Here is a 16,800-nt window from a genome sequence, read left to right as displayed (position 1 = left end):
GGCGGCGCCGACGACACGGACTATCCGGACACATCGCGCGTGCGAGTGGTGAAGCGCATCGCATCGGTGGCCACCACGCCTGCGCCCCTGGCGCTGTCGGGCGTCGCTTCGACGGACGGCGCTGTGCGTCGCAACCTGCTGCGCGAAGAAGCCCTGCGTGGCCGCCTGCTGGTGACGGCTGCCGTTGAGATTGCCATGGCCGACTACCGCGCCGAAGCGGACAGGGATGCCGCCCTGGATGCCGTGGTGGCTGCCGTGGATGCGCTGCTGCCCAACATGCCCGATCCGGTGTTTGAGGCGGCTGTGGCTGCACGTGCGGCGGTCATTGAAGCGCTGCTGGCCCAAGACCTGAAGCCAGCCACACTGCGCGACGTAACCCACCCACTGCCAGCCATCGTGCTCGCGCACCGGCTGGGCGTGGATGAATCGGTGTTCCTGGTGCGCAATGCAGTGCGCCATCCGCTGTTTGTGAAGGGGCGTGTGTATGGATGAGGCATTGGCGGAAATCCGTTTTGACGGCACGCGCTACGGCTACTGGCAAAAGGTGGAGATTCGGGAATCGGTGGATGACCTGTGCGCGTCGGTGCAACTGGCTGTTGCGCGGCCCGGCAGCGGTGCGAACGGCGGTAGCGGTACGGGCATGACGGCAAACACCATTATCGACGTGCTGATCGGCGACGAGCTGGTGACGAAGGTGCGGCCGGACGATAACCGCCGCCGTGTCGATGCCACCAGCCACACCATCAACTTCCACGCCCGGTCGCTTGGCCGTGAGTTGGTGGATTGCCAGTATTCCAAAACGCTATCCGGCCTGAAGCTGAGCGAGATCGTGAAGCGCCTTTGCGCCACGTTCAAAGTGCCTGTGAAGATCGACGCGGAGACGGCGGTGGTGCCCAATTTCTCGATGCAGTGCGAGGTTCCGGCCAATGCGCTCATCAACGCCGTGCGGGCAGCCAATCTGCTGCTGTACCCGCTGCCGGACGGCGGCCTGGTGCTCACGTCGCCCACCAGCGCCGCACCCGTGGCCACGCTGCAATACGGCATGCACTTCAAGGTCTACGAGGTCATTGATGAATACAAGCTGCGGTTCTCGGACTACGTTGTGAAGACGTTCGACTACAGCAGTGATGCAGCGCTCAAGGGCGCGGTAAAGGACGACGGCATCACGTATTTCCGGCCTATGCACGTTGTGGCCGACCGGCACAGCAACGGCCTGGGCGGCTGCGAACGGCGGGCACTTCTGGAGCGGAACCGGCGCCAGGCGCGCGCCCACCGCATTGAGCTGGAGGTGCCGGGCTGGCGGTATCAGGACACAGACGGGAAGTGGCATCCGTGGGCGATCAATACCCAGGTGCGCGTCATCATCCCGGAAGAAGGCATTGACGGTGTGTTTCTGATCGGTGAACGGACGTTCCGCATGGATGACAAGCATGGCCGCGTCACGCTGCTACAGGTGATGAACCGGAGTGCGTTCCTGGGCGAAGAAAAGAAGAAATCCAAGCGCGGCGCGGGCGTGCGGGGCAAGGTGCACAAAAAATGATCGGGCAACAGATTTGGGGACGGCTCCAGTTGCTGTTTGCGCAGGGCGTCGGCCTGATGGTCGGCGCAAACAAGGTGCAGGTGCGCGTGCTGGATGAAGAGACGTTGGACAACATCAACCGCGTGGAGCCCTATGGCTTTTCCTACCGGCCCAAGGCTGGCTGCCAAACGTATCTGGCTTTTCCGTCCGGTGACCGCTCTTATGGCGTGGCGCTCATCATCGGGGACAAGCGCTACCAGATGGAGTTGGTGGACGGCGAAGTGGCCATTCACGACGACGAACAAAACTGGGTGCACATCAAGCGCGGCGGCATCATTGAGGTCAAGGCGAGCACAAAGGTGCTGGCCGATACGCCCATGTTCGAGACCACACAAGATGCCAAGATCGGCGGCAACCTGACGGTGGCCGGCCAAACCAGCTCGGTAGGCGGCTACTACGGCGACGGCGGCGGCGCTGCGCAGATGAAGGGCGGCGCTGACGTGACCGGCGAATTCAAGGTGAACGGTAAGGACGTGAGCGATAAGCACACCCACACGAGCACGGCCCCCGGCACTCCCACTTCTGGCGTGAATTGACATGCTGAAGCTCATTCAAACCGATTGGGGCCAGTTCGACGTAGCACTGGATGACCCAGCGCTTGACGACGCAGACGCGGCGGCCGCCACGCTGGTCTACGCCGTGTTGTTCACGGACGTGGAGGCACCAGCCGGGCGCGTGGCCGATACCTACGACCGGCGCGGCTGGTACGAAGACACAGAGGCCGGCACCGGCCTTTGGTACGTCCGCCGCCAACCGCTGAACAGCGCCGCCAGGCTCGAAGCCATCAACATGATTCGCCGGGCATTGACGGCACAGTCGCCCGCCCTCACTGACGTGGCCGTGGAAGAGGTCACCACCGAAGCGGCAGGAAACGTTTCCAGCGTAGTTCTACAGGTCACCGGCTTTCACAATGGACGAAAGTTCATTGTGCGAGCCCCTTTGTGACCGCCTACGTCCGACCGCTTTACACCGACCTGAAAGCTCGCATCGCCGCCGACTTGGCGGCCATGCCTGCGGTCCTGCTTGGTCCGTTGGCCGCCATGTGGGCGCGTGCCACGCATGGCATGCATGGCCATCTGGAATGGATTCTTGCTCAATGCTCGCCGCTCACGTGCGAGCTGGACCGCCTCTACGACTGGGCAGCGCTGTATGGCGTTGACCGCCTCATGGCCACCGCTGGCACCGGCAACGCGCTGGCCAACGGTGTGGCCGGCTCGCCAATCCTTGCCGGTACACCGCTGCGCGGCTCCAACAACCTGGATTACATCGTTGTGGCGGCCGTCAATCTCGGCGCTAGCCCCACTACGCCCGTTTCTATCCGCTGCACGACGCCTGGAGTGGCCGGCAACCTGGCTGCGGGCTTGACGCTCACGGTCGTGGACCCGATTCCTGGCGTCAACGGCACGTTGACGGTAGACGACGCCGGTATCACGGGCGGCGCCGAGGACGAGAGCGTGGACGAGTGGCGCGCGCGTGTGGCCGATGAGTGGCAAACCATCACTACGCGCGGCGCCCGTTCCGGCAAGGACGATGACTACCGGTTCTGGGCCAGAAGCGCCCACCCGTCCGTTACTACTGCCCTCATTCAGCGACACGTGCTGGGCATGGGCACCATCATTGTCCGGCCGATCTGCAACACGCTGACCGACCGCATGCCGACCAGCGCTGTTTTGGCTGCGGTGGCCGCCTATTTGCAAGACATTGCCCCCGCCACGGCGGATTGGCGCGTGGTCGCGCCTCTGCGGCGCGATGTGAGCCCGTCTATCCACCTGCTGGCAGGTAGCGACACGGCCGCGAATCGCAATGCCGTGTCTTCGGCGCTGCTGGCGACCGTGCTGGCAGAGGTCAGCGAAACGTCGGTGCTGGCCATGGCCGAGGTGGATGCCGCTATTGCCACCGTCACCACCCAATACACGCGCCTCGCGCCGCTGGCCGATATCGCCGTTGCGGCGGGCGAAGTGCTGGTGATGAATCCCGTGGTGTGGGCATGAAGCTGACCGCTCACACTGCACGCGACTACACCGACGCCCTCAAGGAGCTGTTGCCGCCTGGCGCCGCGTGGGAATGGCCAGAAGGCGGCATGGGCGACGCGATGCTGGCCGGTTCGGCGCAAGAGTTGGAACGCCTGGAGGCCGACACGCAAGCGGTGCTGGACACCGCCATCGAGCTGCACCGGCCCAAGTTCGGAAGCTGGCACATCAGCGAATACCGCCGTGTTGCGGCCGAAGCCATTGCGGGCGTGAGCGAAACCATGCCGCGCCGCATGGCCGCCATTGGCAGCGCCGTTGGCGACCGGCTGTGGAGCCATGCAGCGCCCACGCTGACCTTTCCCATTGATCTGGTGCGGGTTGACCATTTGGTGGGGCCAGCTCGGGTTGGCAGCCACATTGGCGACCGGCTGTGGGGCACCCGATCCCGCTACGTGTTGCGCGTGCGCTATTACCGGTCGGTGGTCGATCCGGCTGTGCTCTGGCAAGCCTTGGCGGCATTCCAGCAAGCGCACGTGTTCCTTTGGTTTGAAGACATTACAGGAGTTGGAGGAAGCTATGCACCGGATTGATGGGGCCGGAAACGTCAATGGCACGTGGGTAGCCGAAGACCCAGCCACGAACCGGCCGCCGACCGAGATTACGGCGGCCATCATGAATGCCCTTCAGGAAGAGTTGGCAGGGTTAATTGAGTGGGCAGGCTTGGGGCTGGCCAAGGCCGACAACACGCAGTTGCGCCAAGCGTTGTTGGCCAAGTTTGCCTTGATCAACAGCCCGACGTTCACAGGTCAGCCGGCCGCACCTACGCCGGCGCAGTTCGATACAAGCACGAAGCTGGCGAACATGGCAGCCGTTCAGCGTGCGCTAGGAAGTTTTTCAGGATTTGTCTCGTTTAACGCAGGCGGTAGCCCTGCGCTGACGGCAGCGAACGCAGGCAACGAAGTCATCCTGACTGGGACAGCGAGCGGAACCCTCTACCTCCCACAGATTGCGACCGTCACGGCGGGAACGGCCTTCCTAGTGAAGGTTGAGAGTTCTGCGCAATGGTACGTCGCCACTGGCGGCACTGATGGCAGCATCATTTCCTTAAATGGCGGCAGCGCAGCATCACTCCAGATCAATCAAGACGACTTCATCCTATTCATTGCCGGCGGCGGATTTTGGCGCACTTTTGGCACGGGGTTGCTGAAATACAGCGGTAGTTTTGCAAGCTCTCTGGCAACTAATGGATTCCAGAAATTGCCGAGTGGCCGGATCGTGCAGTGGGGCAACTGCACTCCGACGATCAGCGGAGATGCTGTTGTGACCTTTCCGATTCAATTTCCAACTGCGATCTATTCGTTTGTCGTTGCAGCATCAGCAACGAGTGGATCTGCCGGCTTTGCCAACTACAACGGCATTGCCCTCTCAGGTGTCAATGTTGGCGCGTACCTTGCTTCGGGCGCGCGCGCGGGATTCACTTGCTCGTGGTATGCCGTTGGAAAATAAGGGAGACAACATGTTCTATTCAAAATCCACCGGCGGCTTTTACGACGCCGACGTGCACGGTGCTCGAACGCTTACTGTTGTCGACCCGTCTTGGATTCGCCCCACGGTGATGGTGCCCGATCCGCAATGGGCTCCCGCCACCGTTGAGCCTACGCTTACGGAAGTGCCGCTGATTGAGGTTCCGGATATGTCCGCCGTGGAGGCCACCGTCACGGTGCCCAATCCCGAAAGCATGATCCCCGAAGATGCAGTAGAGATCAGCGACGAGGTGTACCAAGCGTTGCTCGCCGCACAAAGTGCAGGTATGCGAATTGTTGCCGACGCTGAAGGCAACCCCATCGCTGTCGATCCGCCGCCGCCAAGTGCCGACGAGCGCGCAGCTGCGCTCCGCGCCAAGCGTGACCGCTTGCTGGAATCCACACAGTGGCTTGTCATTCGTCATCGAGATCAGTTGGAGGCCGGTTTTGATCCCTCCCTGACGGGCGATCAGTTCCAGCGCGTGCTGATCTATCGGCAGGCATTGCGCGACGTGTCGAAACAAGCTGGCTTCCCGGATGTGGCAATGCCCGAGCTATCCGCCGACCTGAGTGCGCTCATGAAGGCCGCGCGATGAAAGTCAGCCTGCGTGCAGCGTTCTACCCGGTGTTTGTGCTGGTTTCGCTCATGGCCACGGCGTTTGCGTGCTTGCTCGTGAACTGGTGGGCACCGCTGCTGGCCGATTGCAACGGTAACTTGCCGCGCTGGTTGGCTTGGTTCCAGACCTTCGACGCCTCTCTGGATGCGGGGTGGCGCGACGGCTACGTTGCCACTTCCTGGGGCCATACGCCGCTGCGGCGCTTCTTGGCCAGGGTGTATTGGCTCTATCGCAACCCGTCCTATGGCTGGGATTACTGGGCATTGGGCATACCGTTTGACCCTAATGCCTGGCGCGTGGTGCGCTACAGTGAGTCGGATGCCCTCACGCTGTTTGTCGCGGTAGGCAATGGGTTCAACGTCTACTACCACGGTCGCTTCGGTATGTTGAAGCTGGGGTGGAAAGCGTGGAACTGCTGGGACGGCAATGCCTGGAAACCGGAACCGTTCGGGCCTGTCTGGCGGTTACCACTGGCGTTCACGGTGACGCCTTTCAAGCGGAAGGCATGAACCAAGAAAAAGCCGCCCTCAAGCGGGGCGGCTTTGGCATCCGGGAATCAGTGGGTTTCGTAGAAATTCCCCATCCGGGATTCAAAGGCCATTCATCCGGAAATCAAAGCCGCTTTACTCTGCAGCAGCCGCGCGACGATCACGATAGCGGGTGACCACAGCCCGATGGACGCATACGTGGGCGCAAACGCGATCATCGCGGTGCCCAGCATCATCAGCAGGATCGACCACGTGAGCGCCGCCTTGCGGCCGACGCGGTCGGCATAGCTGCCGAGCACCATCGAGCCCAGCGGCCGCATGATGAACGACACGCCAAACGTACCGACCGACAGCATCAGCGAGCTCCACGCATCGCCCGTCGGGAAGAACAGCTTGCCGATGGTGATGGCAAAGTAGCCGTAGATCAGCAGGTCGTAGTATTCGAGCGCATTGCCGACGCTGGCGGCCAGCACGGCGCGCCAGGGTGCGGGGTGTCGATGTGTGTCGGTAGCCGCGTGCGCGGGTGCGCCGCTCGCGTTGAGGGTATGGGCTGGCAAGGTTGTCTCCCCGTGGTCTGTGCCGATCCGCCGGTTGGCTGGTTGAACAGCCGGGGCGGGTGAAGGTTGCGGGGGAGTCTAGGCGGCGCGCCTGAGGCCCTTGTGCCGTTTCGGCACAAGGTTGGGCTTTTTGCGGTGACGTGGCCTCAGGCTGCCCCGGTCTGCGCGTTGGCAACAGCCAGTTGCCACACCTCATCGAGCAGCGCGCTCTGGTTGCTGCGCACGCGCATCATGCGGATGTCGACGTGGATGTGCCAGGCCTCATCGCCAGCGGAGCGCAGTTCACCGGCATTCAGATGCGGCTTGGCCAGGCGATACGGCAGCCACGCCATGCCGAACCCGCGCAGGGCCATCTCTTCCACCGCCTCATAGAAGTCGGCCTGGAACACAGGCTGCAGATGCGCCTTGCGGTCGGCTGCCGCCAGATGGCTGTCGAGCATCTGCCGCAACGTCAGCCCGCGCGCAAAGGCCAACCACGGCAGCGGCGCAGCGGCGGTGCCGGGCAGCGTAAAACGTGCTCGGCCGCGCTTGTCAGGGGCACTGACGGGCACCAGCGTCTCGCTGCCGAGCAGGCAGTTGTCGTACTTGCGCGGGTCGAGCAGCGCATCGGCCTGCGGGCTGGCATAGGCGATCAGCAGGTCGACCGTGCCGTCGGCCAGCGCCAGCACGCCCTCCTGCGTGCCGCCGGTGGTGACCGTCAGCGGAAACACGCCGCGCTGGCGCGCCAGCGTTTCATACCAGCCGGGGACAAAGGTGCGTGCCAGCGTACGCCCCGTGCCGATCTTCAGCGCCACGGGCAATTGCGCCTCACGCAGCAGCAGCAGGCGCGCATCGTTCAAGCCATCGACCGCATTGGCCGCCGCATCCAGAAACAACCGGCCAGCAGGCGTGAGCGTGACGGGGTGTTCGCTGCGCTCCACCAGCGCGGTGCCCACCCATTCCTCCAGCGCCTTGATACGCCGCCCGAACGCAGGGTGCGTGACGTTGCGGTTCTCGGCGGCACGGCTGAAGCTGCGCGTTTTCGCCAATTCTTTGAAGTCTTCCAGCCATTTGATCTGCATGGCACGTCCGGATGGAGTGTTGGGCGGTAGGGTCAGCGCATTATCTCCGCTGCCCGCACGAACGGCCTTAACCTGCGTGCCGTATCGTTATCATCCTGAACAAACGATCTGCCACGCACTCATGACTGCACCTCGCCCGCTGTCCATCGGCATTGCAGGCGCCGGCAACGCCGGCCTGGCCGCCGCCATTGCGTTTGCCCGCCAGGGACATGATGTCCACATCTACGAAAAGCACCCGCAACTGACCGCCATGGGCGCGGGCCTGCTGATCCAGCCGCAGGGTATTCGCGCGCTGGAGGCGCTCGGCATGGGCCGTGAGCTGGAGCACATCGGCGCACCGATCGACCGCCTGATCGGCCTGAGCCATCGGGGCTGGCGCCTGCTCGACATCGACTACACCGACGCACCGGGCCGTGCGGTCACGCGCCACGCGCTCTCATCCATGTTGTACGACGCTGCACTGCGCGCGGGTGCAGCCTTCCACTTCGACTGCGGCATCCAGCAATTGCGGCGTGACGGCAAGCAGGCACGCGTGACCCACGCACAAGGTGAATCGGCCTTCGACCTGTTCGTGATTGCAGACGGTGCGGCCTCCTCGCTGCGCGAACCCGCTGGCCTGGCGGGCCCGTCGAGCACCTACCGCTGGGGCACGCTATGGTTCCAAGCGTGGGTCGAAGGCTGGGATGCACGCGTGTTGCAGCAACGCTTTCGCGGCACGCGCGAAATGATGGGCCTGCTGCCCACCGACGTAGATGGTGCGCGCACACGCCTGTCGATGTTCTGGAGCCTGCGTGGCGATACCGTCGACGCCTGGCGCCAGGGCGACATCGCCCAGTGGAAAGCCCACGTGCTGAGCTTGTGGCCGCAAGCCGCCCCCGTGATCGAACAGATCCGCTCGCACGACGACCTGCCCTTCGCCGTCTATCGCCACACATGGCCACGCGCGCTGGCCAAGCCACCCTACTGCGTCATCGGCGACGCAGCCCACGCGATGAGCCCGCAGCTCGGCCTGGGGACCACGTTGGCCGCGCAGGATGCGCTGGCGCTGGCCTCCGCTGTGCAGGAGCACGGCCCCGTCGACGGCGCCCTCGTCTATCACGCACGCCGGTTGCGTACCGTACAGGCTTACCAAACCCTCAGCCGCGCGCTCACGCCGTGCTTCCAGGCCCAGTACGGCGGCTGGGTGCGCGACATGGTGTTCACCACCGGCCTGCGCATTCCCGGCGTGGCATGGCTCATGAAACGCAGCCTGGCCGAACCGCCCGCGCGCAATGCAGCCCTCACCGCCACACCTGCAAGTGAAGAGACGCAAGCATGAACCCGACCGCATCCACAGACATGCCGTTGCTGCACAGCCTTTTGCCTGAGTACCAGTTCAGCGAGCAGCATCAGATCCGCATCGATGCTGCTCCCGGGCGTGTGCTCGATATGGTGTCTCGATTGGATATCAGCGATTTTCCGCTGGCGCAGCTGTTCCTGCATCTGCGCGCGGTGCCGGCGCGCCTTGCCGCGCTGGCAGGCAAGCACAGCGACCGCCGCGTCGACGCAGGGTTCGGGTTGCATGACTTCATCGAGCTGGGCCGAGATGGCGATCGTGAACGCGCGCTTGGTCTGGTCGGCAAGTTCTGGGAGCCCGCCGGTGGGCTCATTGATGTGCAGGCGAGCGAATTCCGCTCGTTCTCCGCAGCCGGCGTACTCAAGCTGGTGATGACGTTCGTGACCCAGCCAGACGGCGCAGGCGGCACGCTGCTCACCACCCGCACCTGCGTGCATTGCCCGGACGACGCCTCGCGCCGCCGCTTCACGCCCTACTGGTTACTCATCCGCATCCCGAGTGGGTTGATCCGCCGCATGATGCTCAAGCGCATCAAGCAACTGGCCGAGGCACGCGCATAGTCCGCAAAATTCCGCTTACACGTCGAGGATGACCAGCGTGCCGGCACTGCCGGCGTCCACGCTGTGCGGCACGCCCGCCGGCACCACATAGACTTCACCGCGCGAGACCGTCACCGCCTCGCCATGAATGCGCAGGCGCAGCTCGCCGTCGACCACCAGCAAGCCCTCGGCATAGTCGTGCACTTCATCGGGATATGGCGTGCCATCCATGCGCAGCACCTTGAAGTTGCCACCGCCAAAACGCTCCAGCACGCGGGACGACCACGCTTTCGGCAGCGCCTGCGCAAACGCATTCAGATTGACCAGCGACACGACGGCCTCGACCAGCAAATGGGGAAGCGCCGAGCATACCAGCGGCTGCAGAAACAAACAGGGCGACGCCACATGTCGCGACGTCGCCCCATCTGCATGGGCACAACGGTGCCCGGTCGTGTCTTACGACTCGTAGACCTCGTCCGCCATCCCGGCCAGCGCACCCCCCTCTTCCACGGGCTTCAGGTGGTCCAGTCGATAGCCGTGCTTGTACACCGCCACCAGGCGCACCTCGTTCACCGGCTCGATGTTCAGTTTCATGCGGATACGTGAGACATGGCTGTCGATCGTGCGCGTGTACTCCGATGAGTTGCGTCCCCACACCTGCCCGAAGATATGGTCACGCGAAAGCGTGCGGCCCACGTTCGAGAACAGCAGCAGCGCGAGCTGGAACTCGATGCCCGTCAGCGTGATGGGCTCGCCGTGCAGCGTGACCTGCTGGCGCTGCGGATTGAAGTGGAACGGGCCCACGTCAAACGGCAGACGACCGTACGGAATCGGATAGGCACGACGCAGCAGCGCATCAACGCGCGCGCGCAGCTCAGGAATGCGGAACGGCTTGGTGATGTAATCATCCGCGCCCTGCGTGAGCGCGCGTACCAGACCCTTCTCGCTCTCTTCAGCCGTCACGAACAGGATCGGCAGGACATCCTTGTGGCGGCTGCGCACAACGCTCAGCACATCGATGCCGAGCATACCCGGCGTGTGCCAGTCGAGGATCAGCATGTCGTACGAAGAGCGGCCCAACATGCGCAGCAGCGTTGCGCCGTCGGTATAGGTGACCACGTCGTGGCCGGACTGGGAGAGGATCTGGACGATGACTTCGCTTTGGAAAGGATCGTCTTCAAGCAAGGCGATACGCATGTTCGGTTCCATGAAAGATGCGCACATGCGTGCCGGGATAGCGCGGGCGCCTACGCAGCCCGAACGGTCGCGTGCTCGTGCGATCCGTTGCATGTGTTATTTCCATGCAATTTTGTTGGCAAGGTGTGCCGCGAACCATGAGAAGAGTCCTAATTTGTGGAGACACTTCCAAGCCCGCCCTGGCACGTGCTAGCGACAACATGAGCAACGCAGACAAAAAAAGCCCGGACAAACGAGGTCCGGGCGGCGGTGTTTCTCACAACGTGACGGGATCAGAAACACCCAAGGGTCGCGTATGCCGGACACGCTGCAGCACACCGGGGGGACGCACTGCAACGTTTCACGGGGGTGACGTCAAGGAGGTAGACGTAGTTGTCCGGCAAACGTGGGGCGGATGATGCCGCGCCATGCGTGTGTCCGGATCATTCGTCACAACATTTAACGGACCACCATGCCCGGTGGCGACGCCTCAGGTGGGATCAGCGTTCTCCAGCTCCTGCCGGATCGACTCCGTCAGCATGTCGATCAACAGACGAACCCGTTTGGGCACAAAACGCGCAGATGGCGTCACAAGGTTGATCGGCTCACCGCTGGTGGCGTAGTCGGGCAACACGCGCACGAGGCGCGGCAACGGCGCATTCGCACGGGCAATGCCGCTCGCGTACAAGGGCAGCGGGCCAATGCCGGTGCCGGAGGCGATGAGCGTTTCGAGGTAGATGAGGCTGTCGGCATTGAGGCGCGCGCGCACAGCCACGGTCTTGAGGCCGTCGGGACCAACCAGACGCCACTGCGTCTCGCCACGGCCAGTGCCGCGGAAGTCGAGACAGCAGTGATCGGCCAGTTCCTGCACCGTCTGGGGCACACCGCGCCGCTGCAGGTATTCCGGCGAGGCGAACAGCCCGATGCGCAGCACGCCCAACGGCCGCGCCACGAGAGAACTGTCGGCCAGCCGGCCAACACGCACGGCAAGGTCGAACCCTTCCTGCACCAGATCGACATTGCGCGGTGAGAGCACAACATCCAGGTCGATGTCCTGGTATTGCTGCATGAAACGCGCGGCCACCGGCGCCACCAGCAGGCGCCCCACGTCTTCGGAAGACGTGAGCCGCACTTTGCCGCGCGGAGTGTCCTGCAGTTCACCCGCACAGGTTGTCGCCCGCTCAATGTCTTCCAGTGCATGCGACGCCACCTGATACAGGCTCTGACCTGCGTCGGTCAGATGCAGCGTGCGTGTGGTGCGCTGTAACAGGCGTACGTTCAAATCCTGTTCCAGCGCGGCAATGCCTCGGCTGACGGACGATTTGGGCAAATCCAGGCGTGCGGCAGCGGCAGTGAAGCTTCCCGCCTCGACAACGCGCACGAACAGCGACAATTGGTTCAAATCCACGTGGTTTCCTCCTCCTGTGGTTGTGCTCGCCGGCCTATGGTTGTCATTGTCCCGCCAGGAGCAACATTTTTTCCCACGATAACCGACTAGTGCGAACAGGGCAACCACCCTACATTGTGGGTATGACAAATCCCCAATTTCAGGAGAAGCACATGGAAACCCTCGTGCAACCTCGTGTGCAACGCGCTCGTCGGGTGGAGCGCATCGTTACCGGTCGGCCCACCTCGGACGGCGCGGGCGTGAAGCTCACGCGCGTGCTGACGAACAACCTGCAACGCCGGCTCGATCCGTTCCTGATGCTTGACGCGTTCCGCAGCGATGACCCGAACGACTACCTGGCCGGCTTTCCCGATCACCCGCACCGCGGCTTTGAAACGGTGACGTACATGATCGCGGGCCGCATGCGCCACCGCGACAGCGCCGGCCACGAAGGCCTGCTGCAACACGGCTGCGTGCAGTGGATGACCGCCGGCAGCGGCGTCGTGCACTCGGAGATGCCGGAGCAGGAAGACGGCGTGATGGAAGGCTTCCAGCTCTGGCTGAACCTGCCCGCGCGCGACAAGATGACGACACCGTGGTACCGCGATATTCCGTCGAACGAGATTCCCGAGTTCACGACAGAAGACGGCGTGGCCGTGCGCGTGATCGCCGGTGAATCGCAGGGCGTGCAGGGTGCGATGACGCGTGAAGCAACGCAGCCGCTGTATCTGGACATCACGCTGCCGGCGGGTGCGTCGTTCGCGCAGCCGCTGCCGGTGGGTCACAACGCGTTCGTCTACGTGTTCCGCGGCAGTGCGCTGGTGGGCGATGCTGAAGCACCGGGCAACGCCGGTCTGCAGCGCGTGGACGACAAGCAGATGGCCATCCTCGCCAACACGGAAGGCAGTGACGGCGTGGTCATCCGCGCGGGTGATGCAGAGGCACGCGTGCTGGTAGTGGCAGGCAAGCCGCTGAACGAGTCGATCGCGCAGTACGGCCCGTTTGTAATGAACACGCAGGAAGAGATCTTCCAGGCCGTGCGTGATTTCCAGGCCGGCAAGTTTGCCTAAGCCTTAGCGCGACACCAAAGAAAAACCGCCGCTCGGTTTCACCAGAGCGGCGGTTCGTCCAACAGCGCGATCTGCTCGCGCAATTCCAAGACTCGGTCCTGCCAGTAGCGTTGCGTGTTGAACCACGGAAACGCGGCAGGAAACGCCGGGTCATTCCAGCGACGCGCCAGCCACGCGCTGTAGTGCAGCAGGCGCAGCGTGCGCAGTGCTTCCACCAGAGACAGCTCGCGCGTATCGAATTCACAGAAGTCTTCGTAGCCGGCCAGCACGCTGGCGAGCTGCGATTGCATGGATGCGCGATCGCCCGAGAGCAGCATCCACAGATCCTGCACGGCGGGGCCGGTACGGCTGTCGTCAAAATCGACGAAGTGCGGGCCTGCGCTGCGCAATGGGTCGCCTTGCTTGGCGTCGCCCTCTTCAATCCAGAGGACATTGGAGGCGTGGCAATCGCCATGCAGACGCAGCAGAGACACATCGCCCGCGCGGTCGTAGCAGCGGCGTACGCCGTCGAGCGCGGCATCGGCCACGCTGCGCCAGGCAGGCAGCAGATCGGGCGGAATGAAGTCGTGTTCGAGCAGCCAGTCGCGCGATTGCACACCGAAGGTGTCGACGTCGAGCGCAGGCCGCGCCGTGAACGGACGTTGCGCGCCCACGGCATGGATGCGGCCGAGGAAACGGCCCATCCATTCGAGCGTGTCTTCGCGGTCGATGGCGGGCACGCGGCCGGCGCAGCGCGGGAAAACCGCAAAATGCCATCGATCGAACGCATGCAGCGTGCGGCCGTCGATCTCCAGCGGTGCGATCACCGGAATCTCCGCCGCCGCGAGTTCAGCGGTAAAGGCGTGTTCCTCGACGATCTGCACGTCGTTCCAGCGGCCGGGGCGGTAGAACTTGACCACCACCGGCGCGCTGTCTTCCACGCCGACCTGGTAGACGCGGTTTTCGTAGCTGTTGAGGGCAAACATGCGGCCGTCCGGCATCAGCCCGACCTGCGCCAGTGCATCGAGGATGCTGTCGGGCGTCAGGCCGTCGTACGGGGCTTCAGCGGATGCGGGTTGGCCGTCGTCGTGCATGAACCGGTGGTCCTTAAGCCTTACGCCCGCCGAGCAATGCAGCGGCCTTGGCGAACAGGCCGTTGAACGGTTGCTTGGCCGGTTGCGCAGCCTTCTGAGCCGGCTGTGCGGCTTGCGTGTTCGACGAACGACGCTGATGACCACCCTGCCCGTTGTTGCCTTGGGCTTGCCCCTGGCGCTGGCCGCGCGACTGCGATTGGCCGTTGCCACCGCCGTTGCCCCGGTGACCATTCTGCGGCTTCGGTGCGGCCTGGCCATCGCGCTGGCCTTGTCCTTGTGCTTGGCGCTGGCGGTTACCGCCACCATTGCGACCCTGGCCTTGGCCCTGACCTTGACCCTGCGCCTGCCCATTGCCACTCGACTCACGACGCGGTTCGCGGGGCTCACGCGGAGCGCGCGGCTCGCGCGGCGCAGTGTTGCCGCTGGCCTGACGCGGCTGACCGCGCCCACCACCCGGACGGCCGCCACGCGCATTGTTGCGTCCATTCGGAATCGGCTCCGGCGCAATCGTCGGGTCCGGCTCGAAGCCTTCCAGTACGGTGCGCGGCAATTCACGCTTGATCAGGCGCTCGATGTCGCGCAGCAGGCCGTGCTCGTCCACGCAGACCAGCGAGATCGCCTCGCCCTGCGCACCCGCGCGGCCTGTGCGACCGATGCGGTGCACGTAGTCTTCCGGCACGTTCGGCAGGTCGAAGTTGACCACATGCGGCAGTTGGTCGATGTCGATGCCGCGCGCGGCGATGTCGGTGGCGACCAGCACGCGCAGCGTGCCTGCCTTGAACTCTGACAGCGCACGCGTGCGTGCCGACTGGCTCTTGTTGCCGTGGATTGCCAGCGCCGGAATGCCGTCGCGCGTGAGTTGTTCGGCCAGGCGGTTTGCGCCGTGCTTGGTGCGCGTGAAGACCAGCACCTGATGCCAGTCGTTGTCGCGCACAAGCTTGGCGAGCAGTTCGCGCTTGCGCTCGCGGTCTACCGGGTAGATGCGTTGCTCAACGGTCTCGGCCGTGGTGTTGCGGCGGGCGACTTCGATCAGCGCGGGCTTATCGAGCAGGCGATCGGCCAGTTCACGGATATCGTCCGAGAACGTGGCCGAGAACAGCAGGTTCTGGCGCTTGGGCGGCAGGATGTTGAGGATCTTGCGGATGTCGTGGATGAAGCCCATGTCAAGCATGCGGTCGGCTTCGTCCAGCACCAGCAGTTCGATGTGCGACAGGTCGATGGTGCGCTGGCCCACATGGTCCAGCAGACGGCCCGGCGTAGCCACGACGATATCGACGCCGCGCTTGAGCGCATCGATCTGCGGGTTGATGCCAACGCCGCCGAACATCACCATCGACTTCAGCGGCAGGTATTTGCCATAGGCGCGCACGCTCTCTTCCACCTGCGCGGCGAGTTCACGCGTGGGGGTGAGCACCAGCGCGCGGATCGGAAAGCGCATGCCATTGGGCGTCTGCACCTTGTTCGGCTGCGTGGCAGAGAGGCGATGCAGCAGCGGCAGCGTGAAACCGGCAGTCTTGCCGGTGCCTGTCTGTGCACCGGCGAGCAGGTCACCGCCCTTGAGAACGGCGGGGATGGCCTGGCGTTGAATCGGAGTGGGTTCGGTGTAGCCGAGTTCGGCCACGGCGCGTACCAGCTTGTCTGACAAGCCGAGTTCGGAAAACGACATGGAAAAGAGAACTGAACCGGCATGCCCCGCGCATTCGTTCGTGCGCCAATCGTGGGCCAAGCCTAGGTAGGTGACGGGGCGACTGGACCCCGGGGACTGCATGAACTGCAAGAAGGGCCGTAGTTTAACAGGTGATGGTGGCGGACCATGCAAAGTGGCGGACCGAACACTGGTATTGACAGCCTCTCTCCTTACAGGGAGGTGGGCATCTAAGAAAATCAGATTTCGCTGATATCAATTCAACGGTAGCTCGCCGATCGTGCGCAAATTGTCGTTCTGCGATTTGCGAAACCGATGCCCGCACCCTCATCCACGCCACCCACACCAACCCCACCGCCCGTCAAGCTCCAGCAACCAACCTTCAAGTTCCCCTTCCGCAAAAAAGCCACTACCGGTGGCGCCCCCGAAGAAATCACCGACGAACACGAGTTCCTCACGCTACTCAGGAATGAGCCGTCGGGCGGCTACGGGGTCAGCAATAAGGGCATGTGGCACGGTGGCATCCACATCAGTGAGACCGGGGCAGGACAGAAACTGGACCTGGAACATGGTGTGCGCTGCTTGGCTGATGGTGAGGTGATTGCCTATCGGCTGGACCGGCACTACCCCGTCAGTCAGGTGCAGGCATCCGATGACGACCCCGTCATTGATTCGCCATACAGCACCAGTTTCGTGCTCGTGCGCCACGTCATGGAGTTCCCCAAGGACAGTCGGCTGACCTTCTTCAGCTTGTACATGCACTTGCGGTCGTTCTCGGA

The 16,800-nt window shown here is 63.7% G+C and carries 17 protein-coding genes and 3 pseudogenes; 13 read left to right on the top strand and 7 right to left on the bottom strand.

Annotation, left to right across the window (positions count from 1 at the left end; all coding sequences use genetic code 11):
• From JHD73_RS20695 to JHD73_RS20655, 9 genes and pseudogenes are all read left to right on the top strand, one after another.
• Positions 1 to 492 (top strand): annotated as a pseudogene (locus JHD73_RS20695) (hypothetical protein); the annotation flags it as partial.
• On the top strand, positions 485 to 1,540 hold the full coding sequence (locus JHD73_RS20690) for a phage baseplate assembly protein (RefSeq protein ID WP_199032098.1): 1,056 nt from the start codon (positions 485 to 487) through the stop codon (positions 1,538 to 1,540). The pseudogene JHD73_RS20695 and the gene JHD73_RS20690, both read left to right, overlap by 8 nt.
• Positions 1,537 to 2,115, top strand: coding sequence for a phage baseplate assembly protein V (locus tag JHD73_RS20685; protein WP_199032097.1), 579 nt, complete (start codon positions 1,537 to 1,539; stop codon positions 2,113 to 2,115). The genes JHD73_RS20690 and JHD73_RS20685 overlap by 4 nt, the downstream gene beginning before the upstream one ends.
• Position 2,116: 1 nt before the next feature.
• Entirely contained in the window at positions 2,117 to 2,524 is a 408-nt protein-coding gene (locus JHD73_RS20680) for a phage GP46 family protein (protein WP_199032096.1), read from the top strand.
• The gene (locus tag JHD73_RS20675; protein ID WP_199032095.1) at positions 2,521 to 3,570 is read left to right on the top strand and encodes a baseplate J/gp47 family protein; all 1,050 of its coding nucleotides are present in this window, start codon (positions 2,521 to 2,523) and stop codon (positions 3,568 to 3,570) included. Before JHD73_RS20680 ends, JHD73_RS20675 begins: the two co-directional genes overlap by 4 nt.
• Positions 3,567 to 4,139 carry a hypothetical protein gene (locus JHD73_RS20670; protein WP_199032094.1) on the top strand — a complete coding sequence of 191 codons (573 nt, stop codon included), beginning with the start codon at positions 3,567 to 3,569 and terminating at the stop codon, positions 4,137 to 4,139. The genes JHD73_RS20675 and JHD73_RS20670 overlap by 4 nt, the downstream gene beginning before the upstream one ends.
• Entirely contained in the window at positions 4,126 to 5,055 is a 930-nt protein-coding gene (locus JHD73_RS20665) for a hypothetical protein (RefSeq protein ID WP_199032093.1), read from the top strand. Before JHD73_RS20670 ends, JHD73_RS20665 begins: the two co-directional genes overlap by 14 nt.
• Before the next feature lie 10 nt (positions 5,056 to 5,065).
• Positions 5,066 to 5,668 carry a phage tail assembly chaperone gene (locus tag JHD73_RS20660; protein ID WP_199032092.1) on the top strand — a complete coding sequence of 201 codons (603 nt, stop codon included), beginning with the start codon at positions 5,066 to 5,068 and terminating at the stop codon, positions 5,666 to 5,668.
• Positions 5,665 to 6,198, top strand: coding sequence for a hypothetical protein (locus tag JHD73_RS20655; protein WP_199032091.1), 534 nt, complete (start codon positions 5,665 to 5,667; stop codon positions 6,196 to 6,198). Before JHD73_RS20660 ends, JHD73_RS20655 begins: the two co-directional genes overlap by 4 nt.
• Before the next feature lie 119 nt (positions 6,199 to 6,317).
• Here the strand turns inward: JHD73_RS20655 and JHD73_RS20650 are convergent.
• Together JHD73_RS20650 and JHD73_RS20645 are read right to left on the bottom strand one after the other, a co-directional pair.
• Positions 6,318 to 6,650, bottom strand: a pseudogene (locus JHD73_RS20650) (MFS transporter); the annotation flags it as partial.
• A gap of 230 nt (positions 6,651 to 6,880) precedes the next feature.
• A complete protein-coding gene (locus JHD73_RS20645) occupies positions 6,881 to 7,795 on the bottom strand; it encodes a LysR family transcriptional regulator (protein ID WP_199032090.1) in 915 nt (304 codons plus the stop codon).
• A gap of 121 nt (positions 7,796 to 7,916) precedes the next feature.
• Here JHD73_RS20645 and JHD73_RS20640 point away from each other — a divergent pair, with 121 nt between their 5' ends.
• Both JHD73_RS20640 and JHD73_RS20635 read left to right on the top strand, forming a co-directional pair.
• The gene (locus JHD73_RS20640) at positions 7,917 to 9,113 is read left to right on the top strand and encodes an NAD(P)/FAD-dependent oxidoreductase (protein ID WP_199032089.1); all 1,197 of its coding nucleotides are present in this window, start codon (positions 7,917 to 7,919) and stop codon (positions 9,111 to 9,113) included.
• A gap of 20 nt (positions 9,114 to 9,133) precedes the next feature.
• Positions 9,134 to 9,691, top strand: a complete 558-nt coding sequence (locus JHD73_RS20635) for a hypothetical protein (protein ID WP_199032099.1) — start codon at positions 9,134 to 9,136, stop codon at positions 9,689 to 9,691.
• A gap of 15 nt (positions 9,692 to 9,706) precedes the next feature.
• On the opposite strand, the gene JHD73_RS20630 is transcribed toward JHD73_RS20635, so the two are convergent.
• The 3 genes from JHD73_RS20630 to JHD73_RS20620 form a co-directional block, all read right to left on the bottom strand.
• A complete protein-coding gene (locus JHD73_RS20630) occupies positions 9,707 to 10,003 on the bottom strand; it encodes a cupin domain-containing protein (protein WP_021196586.1) in 297 nt (98 codons plus the stop codon).
• A 123-nt stretch (positions 10,004 to 10,126) separates the two neighbouring features.
• Positions 10,127 to 10,867, bottom strand: coding sequence for a response regulator transcription factor (locus tag JHD73_RS20625; protein WP_199032088.1), 741 nt, complete (start codon positions 10,865 to 10,867; stop codon positions 10,127 to 10,129).
• A gap of 469 nt (positions 10,868 to 11,336) precedes the next feature.
• Positions 11,337 to 12,254: a LysR family transcriptional regulator gene (locus JHD73_RS20620; RefSeq protein WP_048934065.1), complete on the bottom strand. Its 918-nt coding sequence runs from the start codon at positions 12,252 to 12,254 to the stop codon at positions 11,337 to 11,339.
• A 152-nt stretch (positions 12,255 to 12,406) separates the two neighbouring features.
• Here JHD73_RS20620 and JHD73_RS20615 point away from each other — a divergent pair, with 152 nt between their 5' ends.
• Positions 12,407 to 13,303: a pirin family protein gene (locus tag JHD73_RS20615; RefSeq protein WP_199032087.1), complete on the top strand. Its 897-nt coding sequence runs from the start codon at positions 12,407 to 12,409 to the stop codon at positions 13,301 to 13,303.
• Positions 13,304 to 13,341: 38 nt separating this feature from the next.
• Here JHD73_RS20615 and JHD73_RS20610 read toward each other — a convergent pair whose 3' ends face one another.
• Positions 13,342 to 14,376 (bottom strand): serine/threonine protein kinase, encoded by a 1,035-nt coding sequence (locus JHD73_RS20610; protein ID WP_199032086.1) that lies wholly within the window; start codon positions 14,374 to 14,376, stop codon positions 13,342 to 13,344.
• 13 nt (positions 14,377 to 14,389) lie between these two features.
• Positions 14,390 to 16,042 (bottom strand): DEAD/DEAH box helicase, encoded by a 1,653-nt coding sequence (locus JHD73_RS20605; RefSeq protein WP_199032085.1) that lies wholly within the window; start codon positions 16,040 to 16,042, stop codon positions 14,390 to 14,392.
• Positions 16,043 to 16,336: 294 nt separating this feature from the next.
• Between JHD73_RS20605 and JHD73_RS20600 the strand changes: the two are divergent.
• A pseudogene (locus JHD73_RS20600) lies at positions 16,337 to 16,800 on the top strand (chitinase); the annotation flags it as partial.

It is taken from the genome of Ralstonia sp. ASV6 (assembly GCF_016429285.1).
In the GTDB taxonomy this organism is placed as follows: Bacteria; Pseudomonadota; Gammaproteobacteria; order Burkholderiales; family Burkholderiaceae; genus Ralstonia; species Ralstonia flaminis.
The sequence above is the reverse complement of the archived record's forward strand: the minus strand, read 5'-3'. Positions and strand labels throughout refer to the sequence as shown.

Bases quoted from the DNA above. Each gene is read 5' to 3' on its own strand.
- JHD73_RS20655 (WP_199032091.1), top strand. From the start codon at position 5,665: ATGAAAGTCAGCCTGCGTGCAGCGTTCTACCCGGTGTTTGTGCTGGTT.
- JHD73_RS20625 (WP_199032088.1), bottom strand. From the start codon at position 10,867: ATGCGTATCGCCTTGCTTGAAGACGATCCTTTCCAAAGCGAAGTCATC.
- JHD73_RS20610 (WP_199032086.1), bottom strand. From the start codon at position 14,376: ATGCACGACGACGGCCAACCCGCATCCGCTGAAGCCCCGTACGACGGC.
- JHD73_RS20690 (WP_199032098.1), top strand. From the start codon at position 485: ATGGATGAGGCATTGGCGGAAATCCGTTTTGACGGCACGCGCTACGGC.
- JHD73_RS20605 (WP_199032085.1), bottom strand. From the start codon at position 16,042: ATGTCGTTTTCCGAACTCGGCTTGTCAGACAAGCTGGTACGCGCCGTG.
- JHD73_RS20680 (WP_199032096.1), top strand. From the start codon at position 2,117: ATGCTGAAGCTCATTCAAACCGATTGGGGCCAGTTCGACGTAGCACTG.
- JHD73_RS20660 (WP_199032092.1), top strand. From the start codon at position 5,066: ATGTTCTATTCAAAATCCACCGGCGGCTTTTACGACGCCGACGTGCAC.
- JHD73_RS20670 (WP_199032094.1), top strand. From the start codon at position 3,567: ATGAAGCTGACCGCTCACACTGCACGCGACTACACCGACGCCCTCAAG.
- JHD73_RS20640 (WP_199032089.1), top strand. From the start codon at position 7,917: ATGACTGCACCTCGCCCGCTGTCCATCGGCATTGCAGGCGCCGGCAAC.
- JHD73_RS20665 (WP_199032093.1), top strand. From the start codon at position 4,126: ATGCACCGGATTGATGGGGCCGGAAACGTCAATGGCACGTGGGTAGCC.
- JHD73_RS20645 (WP_199032090.1), bottom strand. From the start codon at position 7,795: ATGCAGATCAAATGGCTGGAAGACTTCAAAGAATTGGCGAAAACGCGC.
- JHD73_RS20685 (WP_199032097.1), top strand. From the start codon at position 1,537: ATGATCGGGCAACAGATTTGGGGACGGCTCCAGTTGCTGTTTGCGCAG.
- JHD73_RS20635 (WP_199032099.1), top strand. From the start codon at position 9,134: ATGCCGTTGCTGCACAGCCTTTTGCCTGAGTACCAGTTCAGCGAGCAG.
- JHD73_RS20615 (WP_199032087.1), top strand. From the start codon at position 12,407: ATGGAAACCCTCGTGCAACCTCGTGTGCAACGCGCTCGTCGGGTGGAG.